Raw genomic sequence first — 23,884 nt, forward strand, 5'->3', positions numbered from 1 at the left:
TTATGTTAAAAGTCACGAATATTCAGAAAAGTTTTAATGGCCACCATGTATTAAAAGGCATTGATTTTGAAATTAATAAAGGTGAAGTGGTTGCCATTCTGGGCCCATCAGGTTCAGGTAAAACGACCTTTTTACGCTGTTTAAATTTGCTCGAACGCCCAGAAAAAGGAGTATTAGCATTTACCGATGGAAGCTTAACCATTGATTTCAGCAAGAAGATCAGCAAATCCGATGAACTAAAATTACGTCGTCGTTCCTCAATGGTGTTCCAACAATACAATCTATTTCCCCACCGCACAGCACTTGAAAATGTGATGGAAGGGATGGTGGTTGTGCAAAAACAACCCAAAGAGAGTGCACGTGAAAAAGCCTTGGCATTATTGGAAAAAGTTGGTTTAAAAGCGAAAGCGGATTTATATCCCTCTCAACTTTCTGGTGGTCAACAGCAACGTATAGGAATTGCTCGAGCTTTAGCGGTTAAACCCGATATTATCTTGTTAGATGAGCCTACTTCTGCTCTTGACCCGGAACTCGTTGGTGAAGTGTTACAGGCACTCAAAATGCTCGCACAAGAAGGCTGGACAATGATTATCGTCACACATGAATTGAATTTTGCCAAAGACGTGGCAGATCGCGTGATTCTCATGGAAAATGGTCAGGTAGTTGAACAAAATACCGCGACTAAATTCTTCAGTCATCCACAGCAAGAGCGCACCAAACAATTCTTATTGCAAGCTAAAATGCCAATGGAATTCGAAGATTATTGTATTTAGTCCCCCTAAATATAAAAAGAGCGGTCAAAAAACATCATGAATTTTGACCGCTCTTTCTATTTGAATAAATTACATAATGGCGTTATAGAATACCGCTGCTAAAGCCGCCCCGATAAATGGACCTACAACCGGAACCCAACTGTATCCCCAGTCTGATTTGGCTTTTAATGTGCCACCAAGGAAAAGACCTAAGGTTAAACGTGGACCAAGATCTCGAGCTGGGTTAATCGCATAGCCGGTTGTTCCACCTAAGCTTAAACCAATTGCCCAAACTAAAATCGCTACTGGTAATGCCCCGATAGAACCTAAACCAATTGGCGTGCTTTCTGCTGTGCCTGGTAACGTAATATTTGCACCTGCAAGGTAGAAAATTACGAAGACGAGTACGAAGGTACCAACAATTTCGTTCACTAAGTTGATTGGATAGTTACGAATTGCTGGTTCAGTACAGAAACAAGCGCGTTTTAAGCCCTCTTCTTCGGTCGCTGCAAAATGATCTTTATACATAATGTAAACCAACAACGCACCTACCATGCCCCCCACAACTTGTGCCGCGATGTAGCCAGGAACCAGCTCCCAAGCAAATGCACCCTTCATTGCCACACCAAGTGTTACCGCTGGATTTAAGTGTGCCCCGCTGTAAGGACCAGTCACAACAACCGCCACATACACCGCAAATGCCCATGCGGTAGTAATCACAATCCAACCAGAACTTTGCCCTTTCGTTTTATTTAAACATACGTTGGCTACCACACCGTTACCTAACAGGATTAAGAGTGCTGTGCCAAAAAATTCTGCAAAATAGGCATTCATAAGAGAATCTCCAAATAATGATTAACTTAATGATTTCATTGAAGAAATCTTGCTTTGCAATTTGGTTCGTTGTTTGATCAAATATTGAGATACTCAAAGTGAGTGGCTTCATTATCTAGCTTTAGCCAATTAATTCAATAGATGAAACCGATCTATTTTCTAAAAATGAGAGAGCGATCACATTATTTTGTGCGTTAACGCAATCATCCACATATTTTCAGAAAAAAATCTGTGATACCTATCACAAAACCCAACATTGCTTGTTCCAATTAAATTCGAATTCAATTAAGTTAGGTTCGCAATTTGTTCGTTTAAGCTCAAAATTTCTTCATTCATTTAATGAGAGTGCCAAACACTCTAAGGAATAGAACCATGACAGACAAAAAATACATCATCGCTTTGGACCAAGGTACCACAAGCTCTCGTGCAGTATTATTAGATCATAATGCGAATGTTGTCGAAATCGCCCAACGTGAATTTACACAAATTTATCCACACGCAGGCTGGGTGGAACATAATCCAATGGAAATTTGGGCAACACAAAGTTCAACATTAAACGAAGTGGTTGCAAAAGCAGGCATTACCTCAGACGAAATTGCGGCAATTGGTATTACTAACCAACGTGAAACCACCATTGTGTGGGAAAAAGCAACCGGCACACCGGTTTATAACGCGATTGTGTGGCAATGTCGTCGTACTGCAGATATTACAGACAAACTTAAAGCGGATGGTCACGAAGAATATATCCGCAACACCACAGGTTTAGTGGTGGACCCATATTTCTCAGGTACCAAAGTAAAATGGATTTTGGACAATGTCGAAGGCGCGCGCGAAAAAGCGGAACGCGGTGAGCTTCTATTTGGTACCGTCGATACCTGGCTTGTGTGGAAATTAACCCAAGGCCGTGTGCACGTAACGGATTACACCAACGCATCCCGTACCATGTTATTTAACATCCATACGAAAAAATGGGATGACAAAATGTTGAAATTATTAAATATTCCACGCTCTATGCTACCTGAAGTACGTAATTCGTCCGAAGTATATGGCCAAACCAACATCGGGGGTAAAGGAGGCGTACGTATTCCTGTTGCAGGTATTGCGGGTGACCAACAAGCAGCACTTTACGGCCATCTATGCACACGCGCAGGCCAAGCGAAAAATACCTATGGTACAGGCTGTTTTATGTTGCTACACACCGGTGATAAAGCCATTACCTCTAAAAATGGCCTATTAACCACCATCGCCTGTAACGCTAAAGGCGAACCTGAATACGCACTTGAAGGTTCTGTATTTATTGCAGGTGCTTCAATCCAATGGCTACGTGATGAACTCAAAATCGTTCATGACAGCCATGACTCCGAATACTTCGCACAAAAAGTCCCTGATAGCAACGGGGTATATGTTGTTCCAGCCTTCACTGGTTTAGGTGCACCATATTGGGATCCGTATGCACGCGGTGCAATTTTCGGCCTTTCTCGTGGTTCTAACCGTAACCATATTGTACGCGCAACCCTTGAATCTATCGCTTACCAAACCCGTGACGTATTAGAAGCAATGCAATCTGACTCAGGTCAACGCTTACAATATTTACGTGTTGATGGCGGCGCAACCAACAACAACTTCTTAATGCAATTCCAAGCGGATATTTTAGATGTGAACGTAGAACGTCCAGTCGTGAAAGAAGTAACTGCACTTGGTGCAGCTTACCTTGCTGGTCTTGCGGTTGGTTTCTGGAAAGATTTAGACGAACTTCACGACAAAGCACGTGTAGAACGTACCTTCACACCAGATAATGATGAAGAAAAACGTGAACGTCGTTATAAAGGCTGGAAAAAAGCAGTTAAACGCTCATTAGAATGGGCAAAAGAAGACACGGAATAATCCTTCCTGATCAATAATAAAGTGCGGTCAAAATCGCTTGTGTTTTTGACCGCACTTTATATTTTATCTATTAACTATACTGCTGCCGATACTTCTCTAAATTATCTTGAAAATGCTGAATGTAATAGTCGATATCTTTTTCTCGGTAGCCAAGAATTCGGCCGATTTCACGTTCCACTTTTGGATCGAAACCATTCACAGTGCTTGCAGGAAGTAGCACCTCCATTTGTTCAGCGAGTGCAAGAGATTGGGGTAAATAGACAATAAAATCAGTTAAGCAAACATCATTAACATGACGTTGCACTGTTTTTGAATGAAGCATTCCTTGCTCAAGATAAGGGAGAAAGGCGTCAGGAATACCAAGCTCCTGATTGAATAATGCCACTTGCTTTTCGCCCCTTAACATTAATTCCAGCTCCTTGCCTTCATGCGGCCCAAGAATACCTTTTTCCATAAGAATATTCCTTTCGTTGAAATAAAAAAGGGGATTGAATGATTGACCAGATCCCCTTTATTGTACGCCTATTTGGCCACAATGTTCATCTAAATGACGAAATTATTTTTTCCAATTTTTCAACGCATCGGCAAAGGCATTACCCATCGCACTATTTCCTCTTAGATTGCGATCTTGGCGAGGTGCATTACTTCTTGGTTTTGCACTTAAAGTGCGGTCAGATTTGCCGTCATTTTTGACCGCACTTTCATCTAATCGCATCGTCAACGCAATACGTTTACGCGGCACATCCACTTCCAATACTTTCACTTTCACGATATCGCCAGTTTTCACCACTTGATGTGGATCTTCTACGAATTTATCGCTTAATGATGAAATATGTACTAAACCATCTTGGTGAACACCAATATCCACAAATGCGCCGAAGTTAGTCACATTGGTGACGGTACCTTCTAAAATCATACCCGGTTTTAAATCGGTGATTTCTTCCACGCCTTCTGCGAATACCGCAGTTTTAAATTCACCACGCGGATCGCGCCCCGGTTTTTCCAATTCTTTGAAAATATCTTGGACGGTCGGTAAACCAAATTGCTCATCAATGAATTGTTTTACATCAAGCTGACGTACCACACCCGCATTGCCCATTAAATCTTGGATAGATTGCGCGGTGGCTTGCAAGATTTTTTCGACCACAGGATACGCTTCTGGGTGGACACCTGAAGCATCAAGTGGATTTTTCCCGCCTGCAATACGCATAAAGCCCGCACATTGCTCAAAGGCTTTTGGCCCTAAACGCGGCACTTTTTTCAATTCACTACGGCTTTCAAAACGACCATTTTCATCACGGTATTCCACAATGTTTTGCGCTAAGGTTTTCGTCATCCCTGCCACGCGAGCAAGTAATGGCGCGGATGCCGTATTCAAATCCACACCTACCGCGTTTACACAGTCTTCCACCACTGCATCAAGTTTACGCGCAAGTTGGGTTTGGTTTACATCATGTTGATATTGCCCGACACCAATGGCTTTCGGTTCAATTTTCACTAACTCCGCCAATGGATCTTGTAAACGACGGGCGATAGATACCGCACCACGTAAAGATACATCTAAATTAGGGAATTCATTTGCCGCAAATTCAGAGGCGGAATAAACCGATGCGCCCGCTTCACTCACCACAACGGTTTGTGGTTTATTTTCTTTAATTTCTTTAATCACTTCTTTCGCAAAGCGTTCGGTTTCACGAGAAGCGGTACCATTACCAATAGCAATTAACTCTACGTTATGTTTGCGGATTAAGCTGAAAATCGCCACTTGCGCTTCAGCTTCACGCCCCGTGTGTGGATAAATGGTGGTGGTATCTAATAATTTACCTGTGTTATCTACCACCGCGACTTTAACCCCCGTACGTAAGCCTGGGTCCAAGCCCATTGTGCTCTTCGCGCCAGCGGGTGCCGCCATTAAAAGTGCGGTCAGATTTCGAGCGAAAACATCAATAGCTTCCTCTTCCGCTTTTTCACGTAAACTTGCCATTAATTCCGTTTCTAAATGCAACGAAACTTTGATTTTCCATGTCCACGCAATCACTTGCTCACGCCATTTATCCGCAGGCTGACCCGTGAAACGTACATCTAAATAATCACGAATAATCTCTTCACAATAGCTTTGGCGACTTCCCTCTTCTGCATCAGGATCAGCATTTAAGCTTAATTGTAAAATGCCCTCATTACGTCCACGGAACATGGCTAATGCACGGTGAGAAGGCACATTTTTCAATAATTCTTGATGGTCGAAATAATCTTGGAATTTTGCGCCTTCCGTTTCATTGCCTTCGATCACTTTGGATACGATAACGGCATTTTTCGCTAAATAATCACGGACTTTCGCTAATAAACCCGCATCTTCAGCAAAACGCTCCATTAAAATATAGCGTGCACCATCAAGTGCTACTTTGGTGTCTGTTACGCCTTTATCAACATTCACAAATTCCGCTGCTGCCGTTTCAGGATCATTTTCCGGTTCGTTCCAAAGTAAATCAGCTAATGGCTCAAGACCGGCTTCAATCGCAATTTGCCCTTTCGTACGGCGTTTAGGTTTGTACGGCAAATACAAATCTTCTAATTCAGTTTTGCTTTGTGTCGCATAGATTTTGTCACGTAATTTATCGGTCAATTTCCCTTGATCTTCAATAGATTTCAAAATGGTTTGACGACGTTCTTCTAATTCACGTAAATAAATTAAACGGGTTTCAAAATGACGAAGTTGGGTGTCATCTAAGCCACCTGTGGCTTCCTTACGATAACGGGCGATAAATGGAATGGTGTTGCCATCATCTAATAATTGAATGGCGGCGAGGATTTGTTGGGGTTGAACGGTTAATTCTGCCGCAATAATTTGGCTAATTTGTTGATTTAACATTGTCATACTTCTTTGTTATTAAAGGATTCAATAAAAACGGGAATAGAATACTGGTTTTAGACAACAGGCTCAAATATAATTCAAAAAAATTTCTTTTATTTTTATTATGGCAAAATCAAATTACATTACCCGTCAAGGCTGGCTTGCGCTTGACCAAGAACTTAAGTTTTTGTGGAAAGAAGAACGCCCCAAAGTTACCCAAGCGGTTTCAGATGCCGCCGCGCTTGGTGACCGCAGTGAAAACGCAGAATATATTTACGGCAAACGTCGCTTACGTGAAATTGATCGCCGTGTGCGTTTTCTTTCCAAACGCTTAGAAGTGTTACAAATCGTGGATTACCATCCGAAACAAGAAGGCAAAGTATTTTTCGGTGCCTGGGTTGAGCTAGAAGATGAAGAAGGCGAAGTGAAGCAATATCGCCTTGTCGGCTGCGATGAATTCGCTCCCGCTAAAAACTGGATCTCCATTGATTCTCCTGTCGCACGTGCCCTAATCGGGAAAGGTGTTGATGATGAAATTCATGTTGAGACTCCCTCTGGCAAAGTCGTGCTCTATGTGAACCGAATTTGGTATGAGAAATAGCGAAAGCGAAGTAGAAAAAACAAAAGAGCGGTCAAAATTGATCGCTCTTTTTATTCTATCAATCAGACAGATTATCCGTTATCACCAATTAATACAGACGCTAACGCAATCTCAATCATATCATTGAAGGTTAATTGACGTTCTTCTGCAGTGGTTTGCTCGTGTGTACGAATATGGTCTGAAACGGTACAAATACAAAGTGCTTTTGCACCATATTCTGCTGCTACACCATAGATACCAGCTGCTTCCATTTCTACGCCTAAGATGCCGTATTTTTCCATCACATCAAACATGTCGAAATCTGGCGTGTAGAATAAGTCTGCAGAGAAGAGATTCCCTACGCGAACTTGTTTACCTTTTTCTTTTGCTGCTTGAACCGCAGCTTGTGCCATATCAAAATCAGCAATTGCAGCAAAATCGTTATCTTTGAAACGAATACGGTTTACTTTTGAATCGGTACATGCACCAAGGCCGATGATGACATCGCGTACTTTAACATCCATACGTACAGCGCCACAAGAACCAACACGGATGATTTTCTTCACACCATATTCAGTAATTAATTCTTTCGCATAAATTGAGCAAGATGGGATACCCATACCGTGACCCATAACAGAGATACGACGACCTTTATAAGTACCGGTATAACCCAACATATTGCGAACGTTAGTCACTTCTTTCGCATCTTCTAAGAATGTTTCAGCAATATATTTTGCACGAAGCGGATCGCCTGGCATTAATACAACATCTGCAAATGCGCCTTCAGGAGCGTTAATATGTGGAGTCATTGTTTTTTCCTCTTGTTGATAAATAAAAAATCATTTAAGCAAACGTTTTCGCCTGCTTTAAAGTACAACACCACGAACAATTCGTGGTGTTGAGAGATAAAGTGCGGTCAAATTTCACCACATTTTAATTACATTGCTACGCCGCTTAACTCGATGAATAAACCTGCGATAGTTGCACTCATTAAGTTAGCTAATGTACCTGCAACAACTGCTTTTAAACCTAAGCGAGCCACATCACCACGACGATTTGGTGCCATACCACCGATACCACCGATTAAGATTGCGATAGAGCTGAAGTTAGCGAAACCACATAATGCGAAAGTAATGATGGCTTTGGTTTTTTCACTTAATACTACCGCTGTATCTGGTTGTAAATATTTCGCGAACTCTAAGTAACCTACGAATTCGTTCACGGCTAATTTCATACCAATCATTTGACCCGCAATTGCAGATTCATCCCAAGATACACCGATTAAGTAGGCTAATGGTTTGAAGATCCAACCAAAGATTGATTGTAACGTTAAATCACCGTAACCGAACCAACCGCCTACGCCACCTAAGATACCATTAATTAAAGCGATTAACCCCACGAAAGCGATTAACATCGCACCTACGTTTAACGCTAATTGCATACCGGCACTCGCACCGCCTGCCATTGCTTCAAGCACGTTAGTCGGTTTTTCGCTATCATCCGTTTCAGGTTGTTTATCGTTAAATTGTTCAGTTTGTGGGAATAAAATTTTCGCAAATAATAAACCTGCTGGTGCAGCCATGAAAGATGCTGCGATTAAGTAAGTCAACGGCACGCCCATTCCTGCATAACCCGCCATCACTGAACCCGCGATAGAAGCTGTACCACCTGCCATAATAGCGAACAATTCAGATTGGGTCATGTTTTTAATGTAAGGACGAACCACTAAAGGTGCTTCAGTTTGGCCAACGAAAATATTCGCTGCTGCAGACATTGATTCTGCTTTAGATGTACCCAATGCGGCTTGCAATGCACCACCAATCACTTTGATGACAACTTGCATAATGCCTAAGTAGTAAAGCACAGAAATTAAACCAGAGAAAAAGACGATGATTGGTAACACTTTCACCGCAAAGATAAAGCCGGCATTTTTTGAAGGATCCGCTAAGCCACCAAAGACGAAGTTAATCCCTTCATTACCATAGGCAATAACATTTGATACACCATTTGCTGTCGCTTGTAATGCATCTCGACCAAACGGCACATACAAAATAAGGGCCGCAAATCCGATTTGGATCGCCAAAGCCCCTAATACAGTACGTAAATTAATCGCCTTACGATTATTTGAAAATAATACGGCAATGATCAGTAATACGACAATGCCTAAAACGCTACCTAAAATACCCATTTTTTTCCCCTAGGTTGGTTAGATAAGTAAGTGAATAAAATTGCCCTATTCTACTTGTTTTTCAGTAAAAAGTCGGAATATTTTTGATACTTTCGATATGTTTGCTTATAAAATGGTCATGATTTTGGTCAGACCACAAAATTTCGCGTAGTTTTCAAGCGCTTGCGTTTGCTCAACGGTTGGGACATAAGGTGTTAGCCCTTCGGCGTCTCGCGCACCTTTTGTGTGCATTCGGATAATTTTGAACAAAACATCCGGATAATTTTTCAATAAGGAAGCGACTTTTTCCACCAACTTTTCTGCATCAAAAAAATTCGCCACATAAACTAACCGCACTTCTTCCACTTTATTTAATGGCAATAATTGCGCCAAGTTCTTCAAATTGCGATCTAAATTTTCTTGCTTGATATGTTGATGAGTAGGAATGATGTTTTGAGGGACAATGCCTTGGCGATTTTGTCTATCAAAGCACAAACTTTGTAAGCCAAGCCCTTCTCCTTTCAGGTCAAAGAGAAATTTGTCTGTCACATCAATTAAAGGTCGAATTGCTTCAAACTCAAAGAAACCACTGCTATCTAAATAGCAAGTTAGCCCTTCCTCACGTAGTTTTTGAAACAATGGTACGAGCTTTTTATGGTGAATGGTGGGTTCCCCGCCTGAAACCGTCACACCACGAATGAAAGGTACTGCATCCATCACTTGCTCATACAAATACTGTAGACTGACTTGATGAGTCCCCTCTGCATAACGGGGAATGGTTTCTGGATTATGGCAATAAAGGCAGTTTAACTTACAGCCTTGTAAGAAAATACTGGTGCGATTCCCCTGCCCTTCTACATTAGAAAAAGGAATAATACGATGCAGGGGAACATAAATATCAGAAAGTGCGGTCACAAAAAACGCTGTTTTCTAGAGTAAGTCATTACTTACGAAAGTTTCATTTGGAAAATCACTAATTCCGCTTGGCAGCAAAATGTGAAAACCGCTTTAAGCAAGTATCCATCTTCAACCTGTTGAATTTCAGACTGAATTTGACAAGGTTCACTTTCGATATCACGTGCTTTTAACATGAAATATTCCAATGCGCCTTCTGCATCTTGACGAGTCGCGTAAAACTGCTCGATAGGTAAACTACAATCGCTGTTATCAAACAATGATTTCATATCGAAAGTATTACAACCTACGCATTCGATTGGTTTTTCAGTTTGAATGGCCATCTTTTTCTCCTTATCTAAAAAAGCCGTGACAGAACACGGCTTATTAAGTTTAAAATTATTTTGCTGCAACAAAACCGACGGCTTCGTATACTTTATCAAGGGTTTCTTTCGCTCTTGTACGGGCTTTTTCCGCACCTTGTCGTAAAATCTCGTCTAAAAGTGCTTCATCATTACGATATTGATAGAAACGTTCTTGTAAACCAGCAAGCAAGTTTGACACTTCGTCAGCCACCGCTGTTTTTAAGTGCCCGTACATTTTGCCTTCAAATTCTTTCTCAAGTTCTGCTACAGATTTATCAGTTACTGCAGAAAGAATATCCAATAAGTTAGATACACCCGCTTTATTTTGCACATCATAACGTACAACAGGTGGTTCATCAGAGTCTGTTACCGCACGTTTGATTTTTTTCGCCACCGATTTTGGATCTTCAAGCAAGGTCACCACGTTATTACGGTTATCATCTGATTTTGACATTTTTTTGTCAGGATCTTGCAGAGACATAATACGCGCACCCGCTTTGCCTAAGAAGATTTCAGGGATCGTAAAAATATCACCGTAAATGGCATTAAAACGAGCCGCAATATCACGAGTGATTTCTAAATGTTGTTTTTGGTCATCCCCTACCGGCACACTTTTCGCTTGATAAAGTAAGATATCTGCTGCCATTAAAACTGGATAGTCAAATAAACCCACGTTAATATTTTCGGCATAACGTGCTGATTTATCTTTAAATTGCGTCATACGGCTCATTTCACCAAAATAGGTGTAGCAGTTTAACACCCAGCTTAGTTGAGTATGTTCTGGTACATGAGATTGCACGAAGATCGTACTTTTATTCGGGTCAATGCCACAAGCCAAGTAAAGGGCGAGTACATCAAGGGTGGCTTTGCGAAGTGCTGCAGGATCTTGCCGTACAGTGATGGCGTGTAAATCCACCACGCAGAAAATACACTCATAATCTTCTTGCATTTTCACCCAGTTGCGAAGTGCACCTAAATAATTTCCGATAGTTAATTCGCCGGAAGGCTGCACGCCGCTGAATACAATTGGTTTTGTCATTGGTTATCCTTTCATTCTGTAAACTGAATTGGCGCTATGATAACAAAAGATAGGGCGTTTTTTAATGATTGAGTTCAAAACAATGTGTAAAAATGCTATATTACGCCCAAAATTTCTTCAGCTTACAATCTATAGTCCCAATGAAAAATTATAATGATATGGCTCTGGCACTTGCCGGTGTTTGTCAATCTGTCTTATTAATCAGTCAATTAGCACAAAAAGGCGAAGTTGATGATCAAGATGCATTCCAAACTACCATTCATTCTCTTCTCATCACTCAACCTGAAGATACATTAGCCGTATTTGGCGGTGGTGTTCAACATCTTAAAGTGGGATTAAACACACTTATCGAGCAACTCACCCAATTAAATGACAAAAATTTATTAAATTATTGGGGCAGCTTGTTAGCGTTAGAGAGCAAATTAAACAAGCAACCTGAAATCAAACAAGAACTTGGTCGCCGTATTGCTCGTTTACCTGAGCAACTTGCTTATCACAACAATCAATTTGATGATGAGATGTTTTCAATCATGGCAAATATTTATGTCGATACAATTAGTCCTTTAGGCAAACGCATTCATATTATTGGTTCGGCATATCATTTACAGCAACAAAATGTACAAGACAAAATTCGTGCGTGTTTGCTAGCTGGCATTCGTTCCGCCGTTTTGTGGCGTCAAGTCGGCGGCAGCAAATGGCAACTGTTATTTCATCGTAAAAAATTAGTGCAAGCGGCACGACAACTCTACTTAACTTTAAATTAATCCTTGGAGAACTCTTATGCAACTTTCCGCATTAACCGCTCTTTCCCCGATTGACGGTCGTTATCAAGATAAAGCCACTGCATTGCGTGGTATTTTTAGTGAATTTGGCTTGCTCAAATTCCGTGTCACCGTGGAAGTACGTTGGTTACAAAAATTGGCGGCGACCGCTGAAATCCAAGAAGTTTCTTCTTTGTCTAAAGAAGCAAACGATTACCTTAATAAAATTGTGGAAGAGTTCAGTCTTCAAGATGCTGAACGTATTAAAGAAATTGAACGCACCACGAATCATGATGTAAAAGCGGTTGAGTATTTCTTAAAAGAAAAAAGTGAAGCCTTACCAGAATTAGCCAAAGTCTCTGAATTTATTCACTTTGCTTGTACCTCGGAAGATATTAACAACCTTTCTCATGCCTTAATGTTAAAAACAGCACGTGAAGAAGTAATCTTACCTGAATGGCAAAAACTGATTGATGAAATCACCCATTTAGCGAACGAATATAAAACTATCCCATTACTTTCTCGTACACACGGCCAACCCGCCTCTCCTAGTACTGTAGGTAAAGAAATGGCAAACGTGGTTTACCGTTTAAAACGCCAATTCAAACAACTCCAACAAAATGAAATCTTGGGTAAAATCAACGGTGCCGTGGGTAACTACAATGCGCATTTATCCGCCTATCCAAATATCAACTGGCACAAATTCAGTGAAGAATTTGTCACCTCATTAGGTTTAGATTGGAACCCATACACCACACAAATTGAACCTCACGATTACATAGCTGAATACTTTGATGCCGTGGTACGTTTTAATACCATCATCATCGACTTCGATCGTGACTTATGGGGTTACATTGCGTTAAATCACTTTAAACAGCGCACTATTGCGGGTGAAATTGGTTCATCTACCATGCCGCATAAAGTGAATCCAATTGACTTCGAAAACTCAGAAGGTAACTTAGGGTTAGCCAATGCCGTGATGACTCACCTTGGTCAAAAATTACCAATTTCTCGCTGGCAGCGTGACTTAACCGACTCCACTGTATTACGTAACTTAGGTGTGGGCTTAGGTTATTGTTTAATTGCGTATGCTTCAACCCGTAAAGGTATCAGCAAATTAGAAGTGAACGAACAACATCTACGTGATGAACTCAACCAAAACTGGGAAGTTTTAGCTGAGCCAATTCAAACGGTGATGCGTCGCTATGGTATTGAAAAACCATACGAAAAATTAAAAGAACTCACCCGCGGTAAACGTGTTGATGAAAAAGCAATGCGTGAATTCATCGAGAAACTAGATATCCCTGCAGATGAAAAAGAGCGTTTACAACAACTCACACCTGCCACCTACATCGGTGCAGCCGTTGAGTTAGTGGAAAAACTTTAAGAAACAAAAAGGCGTTTTATCACGCCCTTAAAAATTAAAGTGCGGTCAAATCAAAAACACCAGAGATTTTGACCGTACTTTTTTATTTCTTCTATTTCCTATTTCATTATTCACGTTTAATAAATAGTAATCTAGCGTGATCATACACCCAATTAAAAATAAAGGTATAAATGGTGATCATCACCGTTAAGCTGAAATCCATCATAAAAGCTGTGACCCAATCCACTTTTAAAAAGTAGGAAATGATCGGGATAGTAAAAATAAGCAAACCTGCTTCAAATGAAATTGCGTGGAGCGTACGGAAAAGGACACCTCGCTTTTCTCGCGGACCAGTAAAAATTTTATCGAGGAAATAATTAAAGATCATATTCCATAGCATCGCGGTTAAGGAAACCAGCACCATGGAACCAAAGAGAACAGAAACACTTTCTTCCGTAAAGAAATACAAGGCGAAAACGGAAAGCAACACAACAGTGGCTTCAAACAAAGTCGCGTGAAAAAGTCGCTCAAGAAAGCTCATTTTGTCATCCTTTACAATGCAAAAGTGCGGTCAAAACTAACCGCACTTTTCATCAAAATATCATTAATTCGTTTTTAATTTATTCCAATATTTTTCGTAAATATCCACTGCTTCACCCACATCGCCTTGCATAATGCCTTTTTCAATGTTCTCAGCAGATGGGAATAAGGTTGGATTATTCGCCATTTCAGGTGAAAGTAATGATTTCACGCCTTCATTTGGCATAGAGAAGCCCATTTTCTCAACGACTAATTTCGCATTTTCAGGACGAAGTAAGAAGTCGATAAATTTATAAGCGCCCTCTGTATTTTTCGCATCTTTGGGAATCGCGTAGTTATCCATCCAGAAAATCGCGCCTTCTTTTGGATACACAAATTGGATACTTGGATTTTCTTTATGGGCTAAATAAGCCGAACCATTCCATAACATCCCAATAGATGCCTCACCTTGTACAAATGGTACTTCTGGCGAATCGGAGTTAAAGGTCACCACATTTGGTAACAATTTCACTAAGCGCTCATAAGCCACTTTAATCTCTTCTTCATTCGTGGTGTTTGGTGATTTTCCATCTAATATCAATGCAATATGGAATACTTCACGCGCATCACTGGTTAATAATACCTTGCCTTTAAATTCTGGATTCCATAAATCAGCCCAGCTCGTGATTTTGCTTGGGTCGATATCATCCGCATTCACGCCGATACCAGTTAAGCCATAAACGTAAGGCAGAGAATATTTGTTATTTGGGTCAAATTCCTTGTTTAATAAGTTTGCCGGAATTTGTTTAAAATTACTTAATTTGCTGTGATCAAGCTCTTGTAACATATTTTCTTTCGCCATTTTATTGACGTAATAGCTTGATGGGAAAACTAAATCATAACCACTGCCCGTACTAGAGGTCAGTTTCAATTTAGCATACATTTCTTCATTACTTTCAAACGTAGAATAAATCACTTCAATGCCGGTTTCTTTGGTAAATTCTGCAACCAAATTTGATGGCACATAGTCAGTCCAGTTGTAAACATACAGTTTTTCAGCAGCAAGTGCAGCAGAAGTTGCAGCAAATGCAACAGCAGAAAGACAAAGTGATTTGATGTATTGAACAGCATTTTTTTTCAATTTATTGACCTCCTCAGGACAATCAAAATAAACCTTAAGTAATCGTTTACTTGTATAAACTTAGGGGAGTATAGCACCTTTTTTGCAAAAGGTTTGACATATTTTCCCATCAGGGTAAGATTCCCTCAATTTCAATTTTATGTTAATTAATTAGGCATCAATCATGCTCGAATTCGCTCATCAAGAACATATCAAATCTTATTATTTCGACAGTCGAAACCAAACCTTCGAACTACCGCCTCTCACTCAGCAAGAAGAAGCGGATATTTGCGTTATTGGTGCGGGTTTCTTCGGTTTATCCGCTGCCCTTGAATTAGCAGAAAAAGGCAAGAAAGTCATTGTGTTAGAAGGTGCCAGAGTGGGATTTGGTGCTTCAGGGAGAAGTGGCGGCCAAGCTATCAACGGTTTTGAAGAAGGCATTGACGAATATATTGCTCAAGTGGGCTTTGATAAAGCAAAACAACTTTGGGATATGTCGCTAGAAGCAATTGATATTATTGATGAACGCATTACGAAATATGGCATTCAATGTGATTGGAAAAAAGGTTATGCCACATTGGCGCTGAATGAACGTCGTATGGACGATCTCATTGAAATGGAAAAAGCCAGCCACGCGACTTTTGGCTATGACAAAATGCAACTTTGGGATAAAACCAAACTTAAACAACATCTAGGCAGTGATATCTATGTAGGCGCTTTATACGATAGCAACTCAGGCCACTTACACCCATTAAATTATTGCTTAGGTTTAGCAAAAGCCTGCTTAGATTTAGGCGTGCAGATTTATGAACAATCTCCCGTTGTGGATTTAGTGGAAAAATCAGGCTGCATTGAAATCAAAACCGATAAAAGTGCGGTCATTTCTCAAGACGTTATTTTAGCCACTAACGCTTATATTGATGTGCTACCAAAATCCATTCATCACGGTATTAATCGCAAAATTTTACCGGTCGAGAGCTTTATTATCGCAACCGAACCCCTAGATCAAGCCACAGCTGATTCCGTGATCAATAATGGCATGTCTATTTGTGATAACAATATCTTGCTCGATTACTATCGTTTGAGTGCGGATAACCGTTTGTTATTTGGTAGTGACTCAAGCTCAGAAAAAGATATGGTGCAAATTATGCGCCGCAATATGTTGCATGTTTTCCCGCAATTAGAAAACGCCAAAATTGACTATGGCTGGGCAGGACCGATTGATATGACACTCAACGCAAGTCCACATTTCGGTCGTATATCACCGCACATTTATTTTGCACAAGGCTATTCTGGACATGGTGTCGCTCTCACTGGACTTGCTGGACGCATTATTGCAGAAGCTATTTTAGGTAATGACGAACGTTTAAGAATTTTTGAAGGATTAAAAGTGCCTTCATTTTATGGTGGAAAATATCTTAAAAACTTAGCCACCAAGATCGGCGTACTCTATTACAAATTCCTCGATCGTTATCGTTAATTAAAAAACAAAAGGCGTGTTTAATACACGCCTTTATTGTTTCGATGACATTTAAGGTTTAATATCTCGTAAAATAGGGTTTTGCATGGAAATCAAGGTTTCCGTTGATTGAATTTCATCAATTAACTGGATCTTAGTCGCCAGCACGGAATGTAATTCAGCAATCGTGTGTGTCATCACTTTAATAAAAATAGAATAATTTCCTGTGGTGTAATAGGCCTCCACCACTTCATCAAAGGTATCGAGCTTTTTAATCACTTTTTCATAATCTTTTGCACTTTTCAAAATAATGCCAATAAAGCAGCACACATCGTAACCCAGCTTACGCTCATCAATAATCGCTTTTGTCCCTTCAATCAGACCAGACTGACGCATTTTCTCTACGCGGACATGAATCGTCCCTGGGCTCACCCCAAAGTTTTTCGCCATTTCTGCATAAGGTGTACGAGCATCTTTAGTCAGTACACGGAGAATTTGGCGATCAAGTGTATCGATATTGTTCATAAAACACTCCCTATTAGATCTTTTTTAAAATATCTTCTTTATTTTTGATAATATTCAAAATTTAAAACAATGTAAAGAAATTACTTGAAATAATTTGTCATTTTATTGAATAATGCACAACAAATCTTATCAGTTATTATAAAAGAAGGATAAATATGAAAAAGACGTTTATTTTACAACAACAAGAAATCAGCTTTGTGAAGAACACCTTTACTCAAAACTTGATTGAACAACTTGGCATTATCGAAGTACAAGGTCCAATTCTTAGTGAAGTTGGCAATGGTATGCAAGATAACTTATCAGGCATTGAGAAAGCGGTTCAAGTAAACGTGAAATGCATCCCAAATGCGGTTTATGAAGTGGTTCACTCATTAGCAAAATGGAAACGTCACACTTTAGCACGTTTCCACTTTAAAGAAGGCGAAGGCTTATTTGTGCACATGAAAGCGTTACGTCCAGATGAAGATTCATTGGATCAAACTCACTCTGTTTATGTGGACCAATGGGACTGGGAAAAAGTGATTCCTGAAGGTCGTCGTAACTTTGCTTATTTAAAAGAAACTGTACGTTCTATCTATCGTGCAATCCGTTTAACTGAATTAGCGGTAGAAGCTCGTTTTGATATCCCATCAAGCTTACCAAAAGAAATCACCTTCGTTCACAGTGAGGATTTGGTGAAACGCTACCCAGATCTTTCAAGCAAAGAGCGTGAAAATGCGATTTGTAAAGAATATGGCGCCGTGTTCTTAATCGGTATTGGTGGCAAATTATCAGACGGTAAATCACATGATGGTCGTGCACCAGACTATGATGACTGGACAACTGAATCTGAAAACGGCTACAAAGGCTTAAACGGTGATATTTTAGTGTGGAACGCTGAGTTAGGTAAAGCATTTGAGCTTTCTTCAATGGGTATTCGTGTGGATGAATCAGCATTACGTTTACAAGTTGGCTTAACCGGTGATGAAGATCGCTTAAAAATGGATTGGCACCAAGATTTATTAAACGGTAAATTACCTCTCACCATCGGTGGTGGTATCGGTCAATCTCGTATGGCTATGCTTTTACTTCACAAAAAACACATTGGTGAAGTGCAATCAAGTGTATGGCCAAAAGAAATGTTAGAACAATATCAACATATTCTTTAATCGAAAGAGAAAATAAAAAGTGCGGTGAAATTTCACCGCACTTTCGTTTTGAAAGATTAATTAATCTTGCAATGCACCGCTGTTAAACATTGGCAATCCCATTGTTTTTAAGCTGTCGCGATAAATACCTAGCAAATCTTTCTCCGTAATTTTTTGTAACTCATCTAACGGTTTATCTAACGCAGCGACTGTTTCAATCACAAGACCTTGTGGACCGGATTCCTGCGTCGCAATTTCAAATAACACTTGTCCGCGACGAACATGACTACCCGAACTAATCAACACGGCATGTTTGATTTTGTGTTTCGCTAAAGAGTAACGAGAGAAAAGTGCATTTTCGACTGTTGAACGTGCATAGTTATCCGAATAAATACGGCTTGCATCCACCCCTTTCTCAATTAACCATTGTTTCATCAAATCCCCTTCGGTTTTATTGTTTTGTGGTACACCGCCTGTCACAATAATTAAAGCATCTGGATTTTGATTCGCAATTTCTAGAGTTTTCTCTAAACGTTGCACCAAAATATCATGCATGCTGCCATCTGGGTTTAAAGCATACCCCAACGTAATAATTGCCGATTGTGCCGGTAATTTGGTTTCAAGTTTGTCAGTAATTGGCTGATTAGCCGCTTTATCAATCACTGCAAAAACTTTCTCTAATTTGCTCGCACTTTCTGGGGAAAGTTGTTTTAAGCGTTCTAAATATTTAGTAGTTTCTGCTTGATTGCCTTTAAAACGATTCCACGCTGCCAAGTAAGTGTGGGCTTTCACATCATCTGGCGCCACATCAAGTACTTTTTGATAAAGCTCAATAGCTTTATCGGTATTGCCGTTATAAATATTGGCATTCGCTGCACCAAACAAAAAATCCACACGATAAGGCTCAAGCTTATACGCTTCTAATAAAAGATCCGCAATACGCTCCATATTGGAAGGAAGTTTCGCGGTAAAACCTGCATTTGAAACACGAGCCGGTGAGTTTTGGATTTTCACCGCTTGTTCAAGTAACTCATCCACAACCTGTCTTTGAGTAAGAAGTTGTTGATAATTTAATTGAGGCTCAAGCACTTTCACTTCTGCCGTGCTGGCGAAGCTGCTTACTGCAAGAGATGAAAGCACAGCAAGTAAGGAAACCTTGAAGATTTTTTGCATAATTAATTCTCCATATTGGATTAAATAACAAAAAGAGCGGTCACTTTTTTATCAGTTTCCGCTCTATTTCACTAAGCTTGATTCATCGACATACACAATAACGTCAATGGATGGATACAAGTCACGTTAGATGACATATCGATCTGCCATTTACAAGTTTGGCATTCAGAGATCACGTAATCAAATCCACCTGCATTGATATTATCGAATAAGTTTTTACCAATAGATTGGGATACCTCGTAGTTTTCTTCTTTGAAACCGTATGTTCCTGCGATACCACAACATTGTGATGGTAACATCACCACTTCTAAGCCTGGAATTTGTTTTAACACTTCCAAGGTGTACGGTGCCCAACCTGCTTTATCCACGTGACATGCGGTGTGATAAGCTACACGCAATTTCAATGGCTTAAGCGGTAAGGTTTTACCTTCTTTAAAGAGTTGATATAAGAATGGTGTCACCATGTGAATATGCGGACGAACTTTCGCATTGTCGATACCTAAAATATGATGATATTCATCACGTAAATTTAGGGAGCAACTCGATGCTTCACTGATCACATCTAAGCCATTTTCATCCACCATTTTACTGATGTAATCAGTGTTAAATTGAGCGATTTTCTTCGCACGTTCTGGGAATTGATTTACGCTTAATGGCAAGCCGCAGCATTTTTCTTTTTCCAATAACACCACGCCAATGTCCATAGCATTGAACACTTGAATAAATTCTTTACCCAATTGTGGATTATTGTAGTTCACATAACAACCGTGATAATACGCCACTTTGCGTTCGAATTTTTGTTGGCTTTCCACCATTTTTTTCATATACCAGCTGCGGAACGTACCAAAGGAATATTTTGGTAACGTACGATGACGGCTGATTTTTAACGCTTTTTCCAACACAAATTTTGTCGCTTTCAAACCCGTGATTGTGTTCACAATTGGGGCTAGTGGTGTGTTAAGTGACCCCATAATATCGGTGTTACTTAAAATCGCATCACGTAATTTTTGCACTGCTGGCTTGTGTTGTTGAGCAAGGTATTTGTTTCTTGCGCGAACGATAATGTCACCAATTTTTACATCTGACGGACACGCAATTTCACAACGTTTACAGTTGGTACAGTATTTTAATGCTTCATCATAAAGCTCGGCTGATTTTAAGCGTAGACGCTCACCATCTGGACCCGATTGTTTTGGACCTGGATAGTTTGGATTTTGACGCGAAACTGGACATACCGCTGTACAAGCGGTACATTTAATGCAGCTCTCAAAACTTTCATCAAAGGCATGATGATGTTGTGGTGCATTAAGGGATTGTTTTGCATTTTCAATTAATTGTTGAATGTTCATAACGCCTCCTTAATGTGTGTTGTGAAGAATTTCATCCGCAACAGCAAGCGCTGTTACCACTGCCACGCCTGAACCACAACCGAGTTCTAACGCATTGAAACCACCAATCACATTACCCACTGCATATAAATTCGTTAAAAATTGACCGCTCTTTTGTACTTGGCATTGTGCATTGATCGCAACACCCGCAGATTGGTACGGTTGTGGATTTGAGAAACGGTGATCTGTCCAAGTAAAACGATCAGTATCTTTAAAGCCTTCCACACCGATGATGTCAGAATGGAATACGGGCTCGTAGATTTTATCGAATTCAGCGACTAAACCTTTACTGAAGAAGCTGCCTGACGCTAATACGAAATGCTCTGCCGTGATTTCTTCATCTTCGTGCAAGCGAGTTTGAATGGCGCGAACTTTGCTTCCATCAAAATGCGCTTTTAATGCACTGTCACCATTCATCATTAAACCGCCCAATTTTTCAAAACGATGGCGTAATTGAATACGTTGTCGCATACCTAATAAAGAAGGCGGTAAAGTTGGTAATTCAAATAATGGCAAGCTAGTTGCTTTGCGAAGTGACTCCATAAACTCTTGATTTTCTAGACCGAAACAAGCTGGTAAGAAAATCGCTTCGGTGCCTTTCGCGGCTTCTTTCATTTCAGCCACCAGATCATCAAATTTCAATTTATATTCTAAAACTTGCGCAATATTCACACTGCGAAACTCACGGGAATCTGCACGTAACTGATCCAATTCAGGAATATTTAAAAAGCCCGTTTTCACTTCACAATGGGCAAATTGTGGATTGAGTGTAAGGTTATCCGCCAATAATTCCGGTTGGAAATCGTGATAGCCTTCAATGCCTAAAACCGCAATTTTTTTATACGGAAATGGTGTGTCGCCTTGTACAGTTGGTACACTATTTGGTGAAAGCCATGCACCACGTAAGCTACCTAAACCCGTTACGCGAAGATGATTTTCTGCACTTGAGCCAATTAAATCTAAATTTAACGATTCCGCTAATTTTTCGAAATCTTGCGCTTTTGCTAATACGCGTTCAGCTCCCATAATGCTATAAGGGTGTTGTGGTAATTGAGCGGAAAGTGCGGTCAAATTTTCAGGAATATTTTTAACAAACGCGCCATTTGGTAAACGGCTTAATAAATCCAAGGAGCCAGATGCAAAATCAATCGCCGCTTGACCGTTATTAATAATGACACAACGTTTGCCTTGTTCTTGTAGGGCGATGCCACAAGTTAAACCTGCAAGGCCGCCACCAATAATCACTACATCAAAATTCATTGTTATCCGTCCCTTGCTGTTTGTCAGTTTCAAGCGGTTGAACATCATTTAAGCCCAACACACTGCCATACATCCATGAAGTAAATTCGGCTTCACGAATTGCTTCGCCCCATGCAATAGGTTCGATACCGCGCCAACGCTCTTCCATGAAAGAGGTTAATTGTGTGGTAGATTGGCGAGGCGTTGCCACTTCAAAACGGTTCATTAAGCCCGCCGCACGGCACGCACAAAGCTCAGCTTGGCAAGTACCCATACCTACACGAGTACGGCGACGTAAATCTACTAAGTTATTTACATTTAATTCATCCACAGCATAACGAACTTCGCCCGCGGTCACGGCTTCACATTCACATACCATTGAACGATCGAGACGTTCTTTATCTAATAAGCGAGTGGCACGGGATCCATGACGATATACGGCTGAATAACGAATCGTACTTGGAAGAGAAATGACTTTCTGATTGGTTTCTGCACGGCTTTCACTTGAACCTGGTAATGGACGCTCAGCTGTTGTACAACGTGCTGTTTTATTGAGCTTTTTACAAACAAGATCCGTTGCCCATTCAGCCATTAAGCGATAAGTCATTAATTTACCGCCAGTGATAGTGATAAAGCCGTCTAAGCCATCACGCTCTGCGTGGTCAAGTAACACGATACCACGACTCACGTTACGACCAGATGGGTCATCATCAGACGCTACTAACGGGCGTACTCCAGCATAAGCACGTAATACACGAGTATGACGCAAGCTTGGTGCGAGTTTTTCCCCTTCACGGAAAAGGATATCCACTTCTTCTGGGGTGACTTCCATGTTATCAATTTGATCGTAAGGAATACGACTAGAGGTTGTACCGATAACGCAAATAGTATCACCCGGTACAAGAATATCCGCATCCGCCGGTTTACGACAACGGTTAATCACCATTTTATTGATACGGTGCCCCATGACAAGTAATGCGCCTTTGGCTGGGAACATTTTAATTTTAAGGTCCGCATATTCTGCAATGCCTTGTCCCCAAATACCACCTGCATTGACAACTAATGGCGCAAAAAATTTACGGTTTACACGATTTTTGTGATCGTAAACATCCACACCGATTACTTTGCCCCCTTCGCGAATTAAGTTTTTCACTTCGCAATAAGTGAACATTTTCGCGCCATTTTCGGTAGCATCCATCACGTTTGAGGCTGTTAAACGGAAAGGATCGATTGAACCATCTGGCACAACAACGGCACCAACTAAATCAGGGTTTACTGATGGTTCCATAATCTGGGCAAGTTTAGGATCAATGGCGACGGCTTCAATACCGGATTTGGTACAACTTTCGATGAACGTTTTTTGATAATCAAGGGAATCTTCAGGTAAGGTGATAAATAAACCTTCTGTTTCATCCACACAGTGACGGGCGATATTGCGCAGAATTTTATTTTCTTTAATACATTCTTCTGCTGATTCCTGATCGTTTACGGCATAACGCGCACCACTATGTAACAAACCGTGGTTACGACCTGTTGCACCTGTCGCGATATCACGACGCTCTAATAAAATACAGTTAATTCCACGCAATGCGCAGTCACGAGCAATACCCGCACCTGTTGCCCCCCCACCAATGATAATCACATCCGTCGAGATAGGTGAAAAATCACCCACATCACGATACATATTAGGCGATAATCCCATTGTTACCCCCAAAGCCAAAATATTAATAAAAAGAAACGTAAAAACTGTTACAAAGTCTGTAGCTATTGTATGGGAGAGCGGTTAAATTCACAACATTTTGAGCGAAAAAGAAAGCTATTTTGTGAAGTAGATCACATAA

22 protein-coding genes are annotated in these 23,884 nt (G+C 40.5%); 7 read left to right on the forward strand and 15 right to left on the reverse strand.

From position 1 onward, the window contains the following. Positions 1–2 precede the first annotated feature (2 nt). Positions 3–773 (forward strand): amino acid ABC transporter ATP-binding protein, encoded by a 771-nt coding sequence (locus tag DPV97_RS08330; RefSeq protein WP_070712592.1) that lies wholly within the window; start codon positions 3–5, stop codon positions 771–773. A gap of 69 nt (positions 774–842) precedes the next feature. Here DPV97_RS08330 and DPV97_RS08335 read toward each other — a convergent pair whose 3' ends face one another. Continuing rightward, entirely contained in the window at positions 843–1,586 is a 744-nt protein-coding gene (locus DPV97_RS08335) for an MIP/aquaporin family protein (RefSeq protein ID WP_049362441.1), read from the reverse strand. Between the two features lie 372 nt (positions 1,587–1,958). Here DPV97_RS08335 and glpK point away from each other — a divergent pair, with 372 nt between their 5' ends. After that, positions 1,959–3,470 carry a glycerol kinase GlpK gene (gene glpK, locus DPV97_RS08340; protein WP_070712593.1) on the forward strand — a complete coding sequence of 504 codons (1,512 nt, stop codon included), beginning with the start codon at positions 1,959–1,961 and terminating at the stop codon, positions 3,468–3,470. 70 nt (positions 3,471–3,540) lie between these two features. Here the strand turns inward: glpK and DPV97_RS08345 are convergent, their stop codons facing one another. Then, the gene (locus DPV97_RS08345; RefSeq protein ID WP_070712595.1) at positions 3,541–3,924 is read right to left on the reverse strand and encodes a hypothetical protein; all 384 of its coding nucleotides are present in this window, start codon (positions 3,922–3,924) and stop codon (positions 3,541–3,543) included. Between the two features lie 102 nt (positions 3,925–4,026). Continuing rightward, positions 4,027–6,339 (reverse strand): Tex family protein, encoded by a 2,313-nt coding sequence (locus DPV97_RS08350; protein ID WP_070712597.1) that lies wholly within the window; start codon positions 6,337–6,339, stop codon positions 4,027–4,029. Between the two features lie 106 nt (positions 6,340–6,445). On the opposite strand from DPV97_RS08350, the gene greB reads away from it, so the two are divergent. Then, complete coding sequence (gene greB / locus DPV97_RS08355) at positions 6,446–6,922, forward strand: transcription elongation factor GreB (protein WP_070712598.1); 477 nt, start codon at positions 6,446–6,448, stop codon at positions 6,920–6,922. 71 nt (positions 6,923–6,993) lie between these two features. On the opposite strand, the gene deoD is transcribed toward greB, so the two are convergent. From deoD to trpS, 5 genes are all read right to left on the reverse strand, one after another. Beyond that, positions 6,994–7,710, reverse strand: coding sequence for a purine-nucleoside phosphorylase (deoD, locus tag DPV97_RS08360; protein WP_070712600.1), 717 nt, complete (start codon positions 7,708–7,710; stop codon positions 6,994–6,996). A 128-nt stretch (positions 7,711–7,838) separates the two neighbouring features. Continuing rightward, a complete protein-coding gene (locus tag DPV97_RS08365) occupies positions 7,839–9,089 on the reverse strand; it encodes a NupC/NupG family nucleoside CNT transporter (protein ID WP_070712602.1) in 1,251 nt (416 codons plus the stop codon). Between the two features lie 105 nt (positions 9,090–9,194). Next, positions 9,195–9,983 carry a 4Fe-4S cluster-binding domain-containing protein gene (locus tag DPV97_RS08370; protein ID WP_070712604.1) on the reverse strand — a complete coding sequence of 263 codons (789 nt, stop codon included), beginning with the start codon at positions 9,981–9,983 and terminating at the stop codon, positions 9,195–9,197. A 32-nt stretch (positions 9,984–10,015) separates the two neighbouring features. Then, positions 10,016–10,306 (reverse strand): YfcZ/YiiS family protein, encoded by a 291-nt coding sequence (locus DPV97_RS08375; protein WP_070712605.1) that lies wholly within the window; start codon positions 10,304–10,306, stop codon positions 10,016–10,018. A gap of 55 nt (positions 10,307–10,361) precedes the next feature. Next, the gene (gene trpS, locus DPV97_RS08380; RefSeq protein WP_070712607.1) at positions 10,362–11,366 is read right to left on the reverse strand and encodes a tryptophan--tRNA ligase; all 1,005 of its coding nucleotides are present in this window, start codon (positions 11,364–11,366) and stop codon (positions 10,362–10,364) included. Between the two features lie 140 nt (positions 11,367–11,506). On the opposite strand from trpS, the gene hflD reads away from it, so the two are divergent. Together hflD and purB are read left to right on the forward strand one after the other, a co-directional pair. Then, entirely contained in the window at positions 11,507–12,130 is a 624-nt protein-coding gene (gene hflD / locus DPV97_RS08385) for a high frequency lysogenization protein HflD (protein WP_070712639.1), read from the forward strand. A 16-nt stretch (positions 12,131–12,146) separates the two neighbouring features. Then, entirely contained in the window at positions 12,147–13,514 is a 1,368-nt protein-coding gene (purB, locus tag DPV97_RS08390; protein ID WP_070712609.1) for an adenylosuccinate lyase, read from the forward strand. Between the two features lie 106 nt (positions 13,515–13,620). On the opposite strand, the gene DPV97_RS08395 is transcribed toward purB, so the two are convergent. Both DPV97_RS08395 and DPV97_RS08400 read right to left on the reverse strand, forming a co-directional pair. Continuing rightward, the gene (locus tag DPV97_RS08395; protein WP_070712611.1) at positions 13,621–14,034 is read right to left on the reverse strand and encodes a PACE efflux transporter; all 414 of its coding nucleotides are present in this window, start codon (positions 14,032–14,034) and stop codon (positions 13,621–13,623) included. Between the two features lie 63 nt (positions 14,035–14,097). Next, positions 14,098–15,129 carry an extracellular solute-binding protein gene (locus DPV97_RS08400; RefSeq protein WP_410002433.1) on the reverse strand — a complete coding sequence of 344 codons (1,032 nt, stop codon included), beginning with the start codon at positions 15,127–15,129 and terminating at the stop codon, positions 14,098–14,100. Positions 15,130–15,316: 187 nt separating this feature from the next. Between DPV97_RS08400 and DPV97_RS08405 the strand changes: the two genes are divergently transcribed. Further along, entirely contained in the window at positions 15,317–16,612 is a 1,296-nt protein-coding gene (locus tag DPV97_RS08405; RefSeq protein ID WP_070712615.1) for an NAD(P)/FAD-dependent oxidoreductase, read from the forward strand. A gap of 51 nt (positions 16,613–16,663) precedes the next feature. On the opposite strand, the gene asnC is transcribed toward DPV97_RS08405, so the two are convergent. Beyond that, a complete protein-coding gene (gene asnC / locus DPV97_RS08410; RefSeq protein WP_005697406.1) occupies positions 16,664–17,116 on the reverse strand; it encodes a transcriptional regulator AsnC in 453 nt (150 codons plus the stop codon). A 155-nt stretch (positions 17,117–17,271) separates the two neighbouring features. Between asnC and asnA the strand changes: the two genes are divergently transcribed. Further along, a complete protein-coding gene (asnA, locus tag DPV97_RS08415; protein ID WP_070712617.1) occupies positions 17,272–18,264 on the forward strand; it encodes an aspartate--ammonia ligase in 993 nt (330 codons plus the stop codon). Positions 18,265–18,324: 60 nt separating this feature from the next. Here asnA and DPV97_RS08420 read toward each other — a convergent pair whose 3' ends face one another. The 4 genes from DPV97_RS08420 to glpA all read right to left on the reverse strand — a co-directional run bounded on the left by DPV97_RS08420 (position 18,325) and on the right by glpA (position 23,745). Next, positions 18,325–19,416 carry an ElyC/SanA/YdcF family protein gene (locus tag DPV97_RS08420; RefSeq protein WP_070712618.1) on the reverse strand — a complete coding sequence of 364 codons (1,092 nt, stop codon included), beginning with the start codon at positions 19,414–19,416 and terminating at the stop codon, positions 18,325–18,327. Positions 19,417–19,487: 71 nt separating this feature from the next. Continuing rightward, positions 19,488–20,765: an anaerobic glycerol-3-phosphate dehydrogenase subunit GlpC gene (gene glpC, locus DPV97_RS08425; protein WP_054420328.1), complete on the reverse strand. Its 1,278-nt coding sequence runs from the start codon at positions 20,763–20,765 to the stop codon at positions 19,488–19,490. Positions 20,766–20,774: 9 nt separating this feature from the next. Beyond that, positions 20,775–22,064: a glycerol-3-phosphate dehydrogenase subunit GlpB gene (gene glpB / locus DPV97_RS08430; RefSeq protein WP_070712620.1), complete on the reverse strand. Its 1,290-nt coding sequence runs from the start codon at positions 22,062–22,064 to the stop codon at positions 20,775–20,777. Next, positions 22,054–23,745: an anaerobic glycerol-3-phosphate dehydrogenase subunit A gene (gene glpA, locus DPV97_RS08435; protein ID WP_070712622.1), complete on the reverse strand. Its 1,692-nt coding sequence runs from the start codon at positions 23,743–23,745 to the stop codon at positions 22,054–22,056. Before glpA ends, glpB begins: the two co-directional genes overlap by 11 nt. Between the last annotated feature and the right edge of the window lie 139 nt (positions 23,746–23,884).

The organism is Haemophilus parainfluenzae, assembly GCF_003253005.1.
Taxonomy (GTDB): domain Bacteria; phylum Pseudomonadota; class Gammaproteobacteria; order Enterobacterales; family Pasteurellaceae; genus Haemophilus_D; species Haemophilus_D parainfluenzae_M.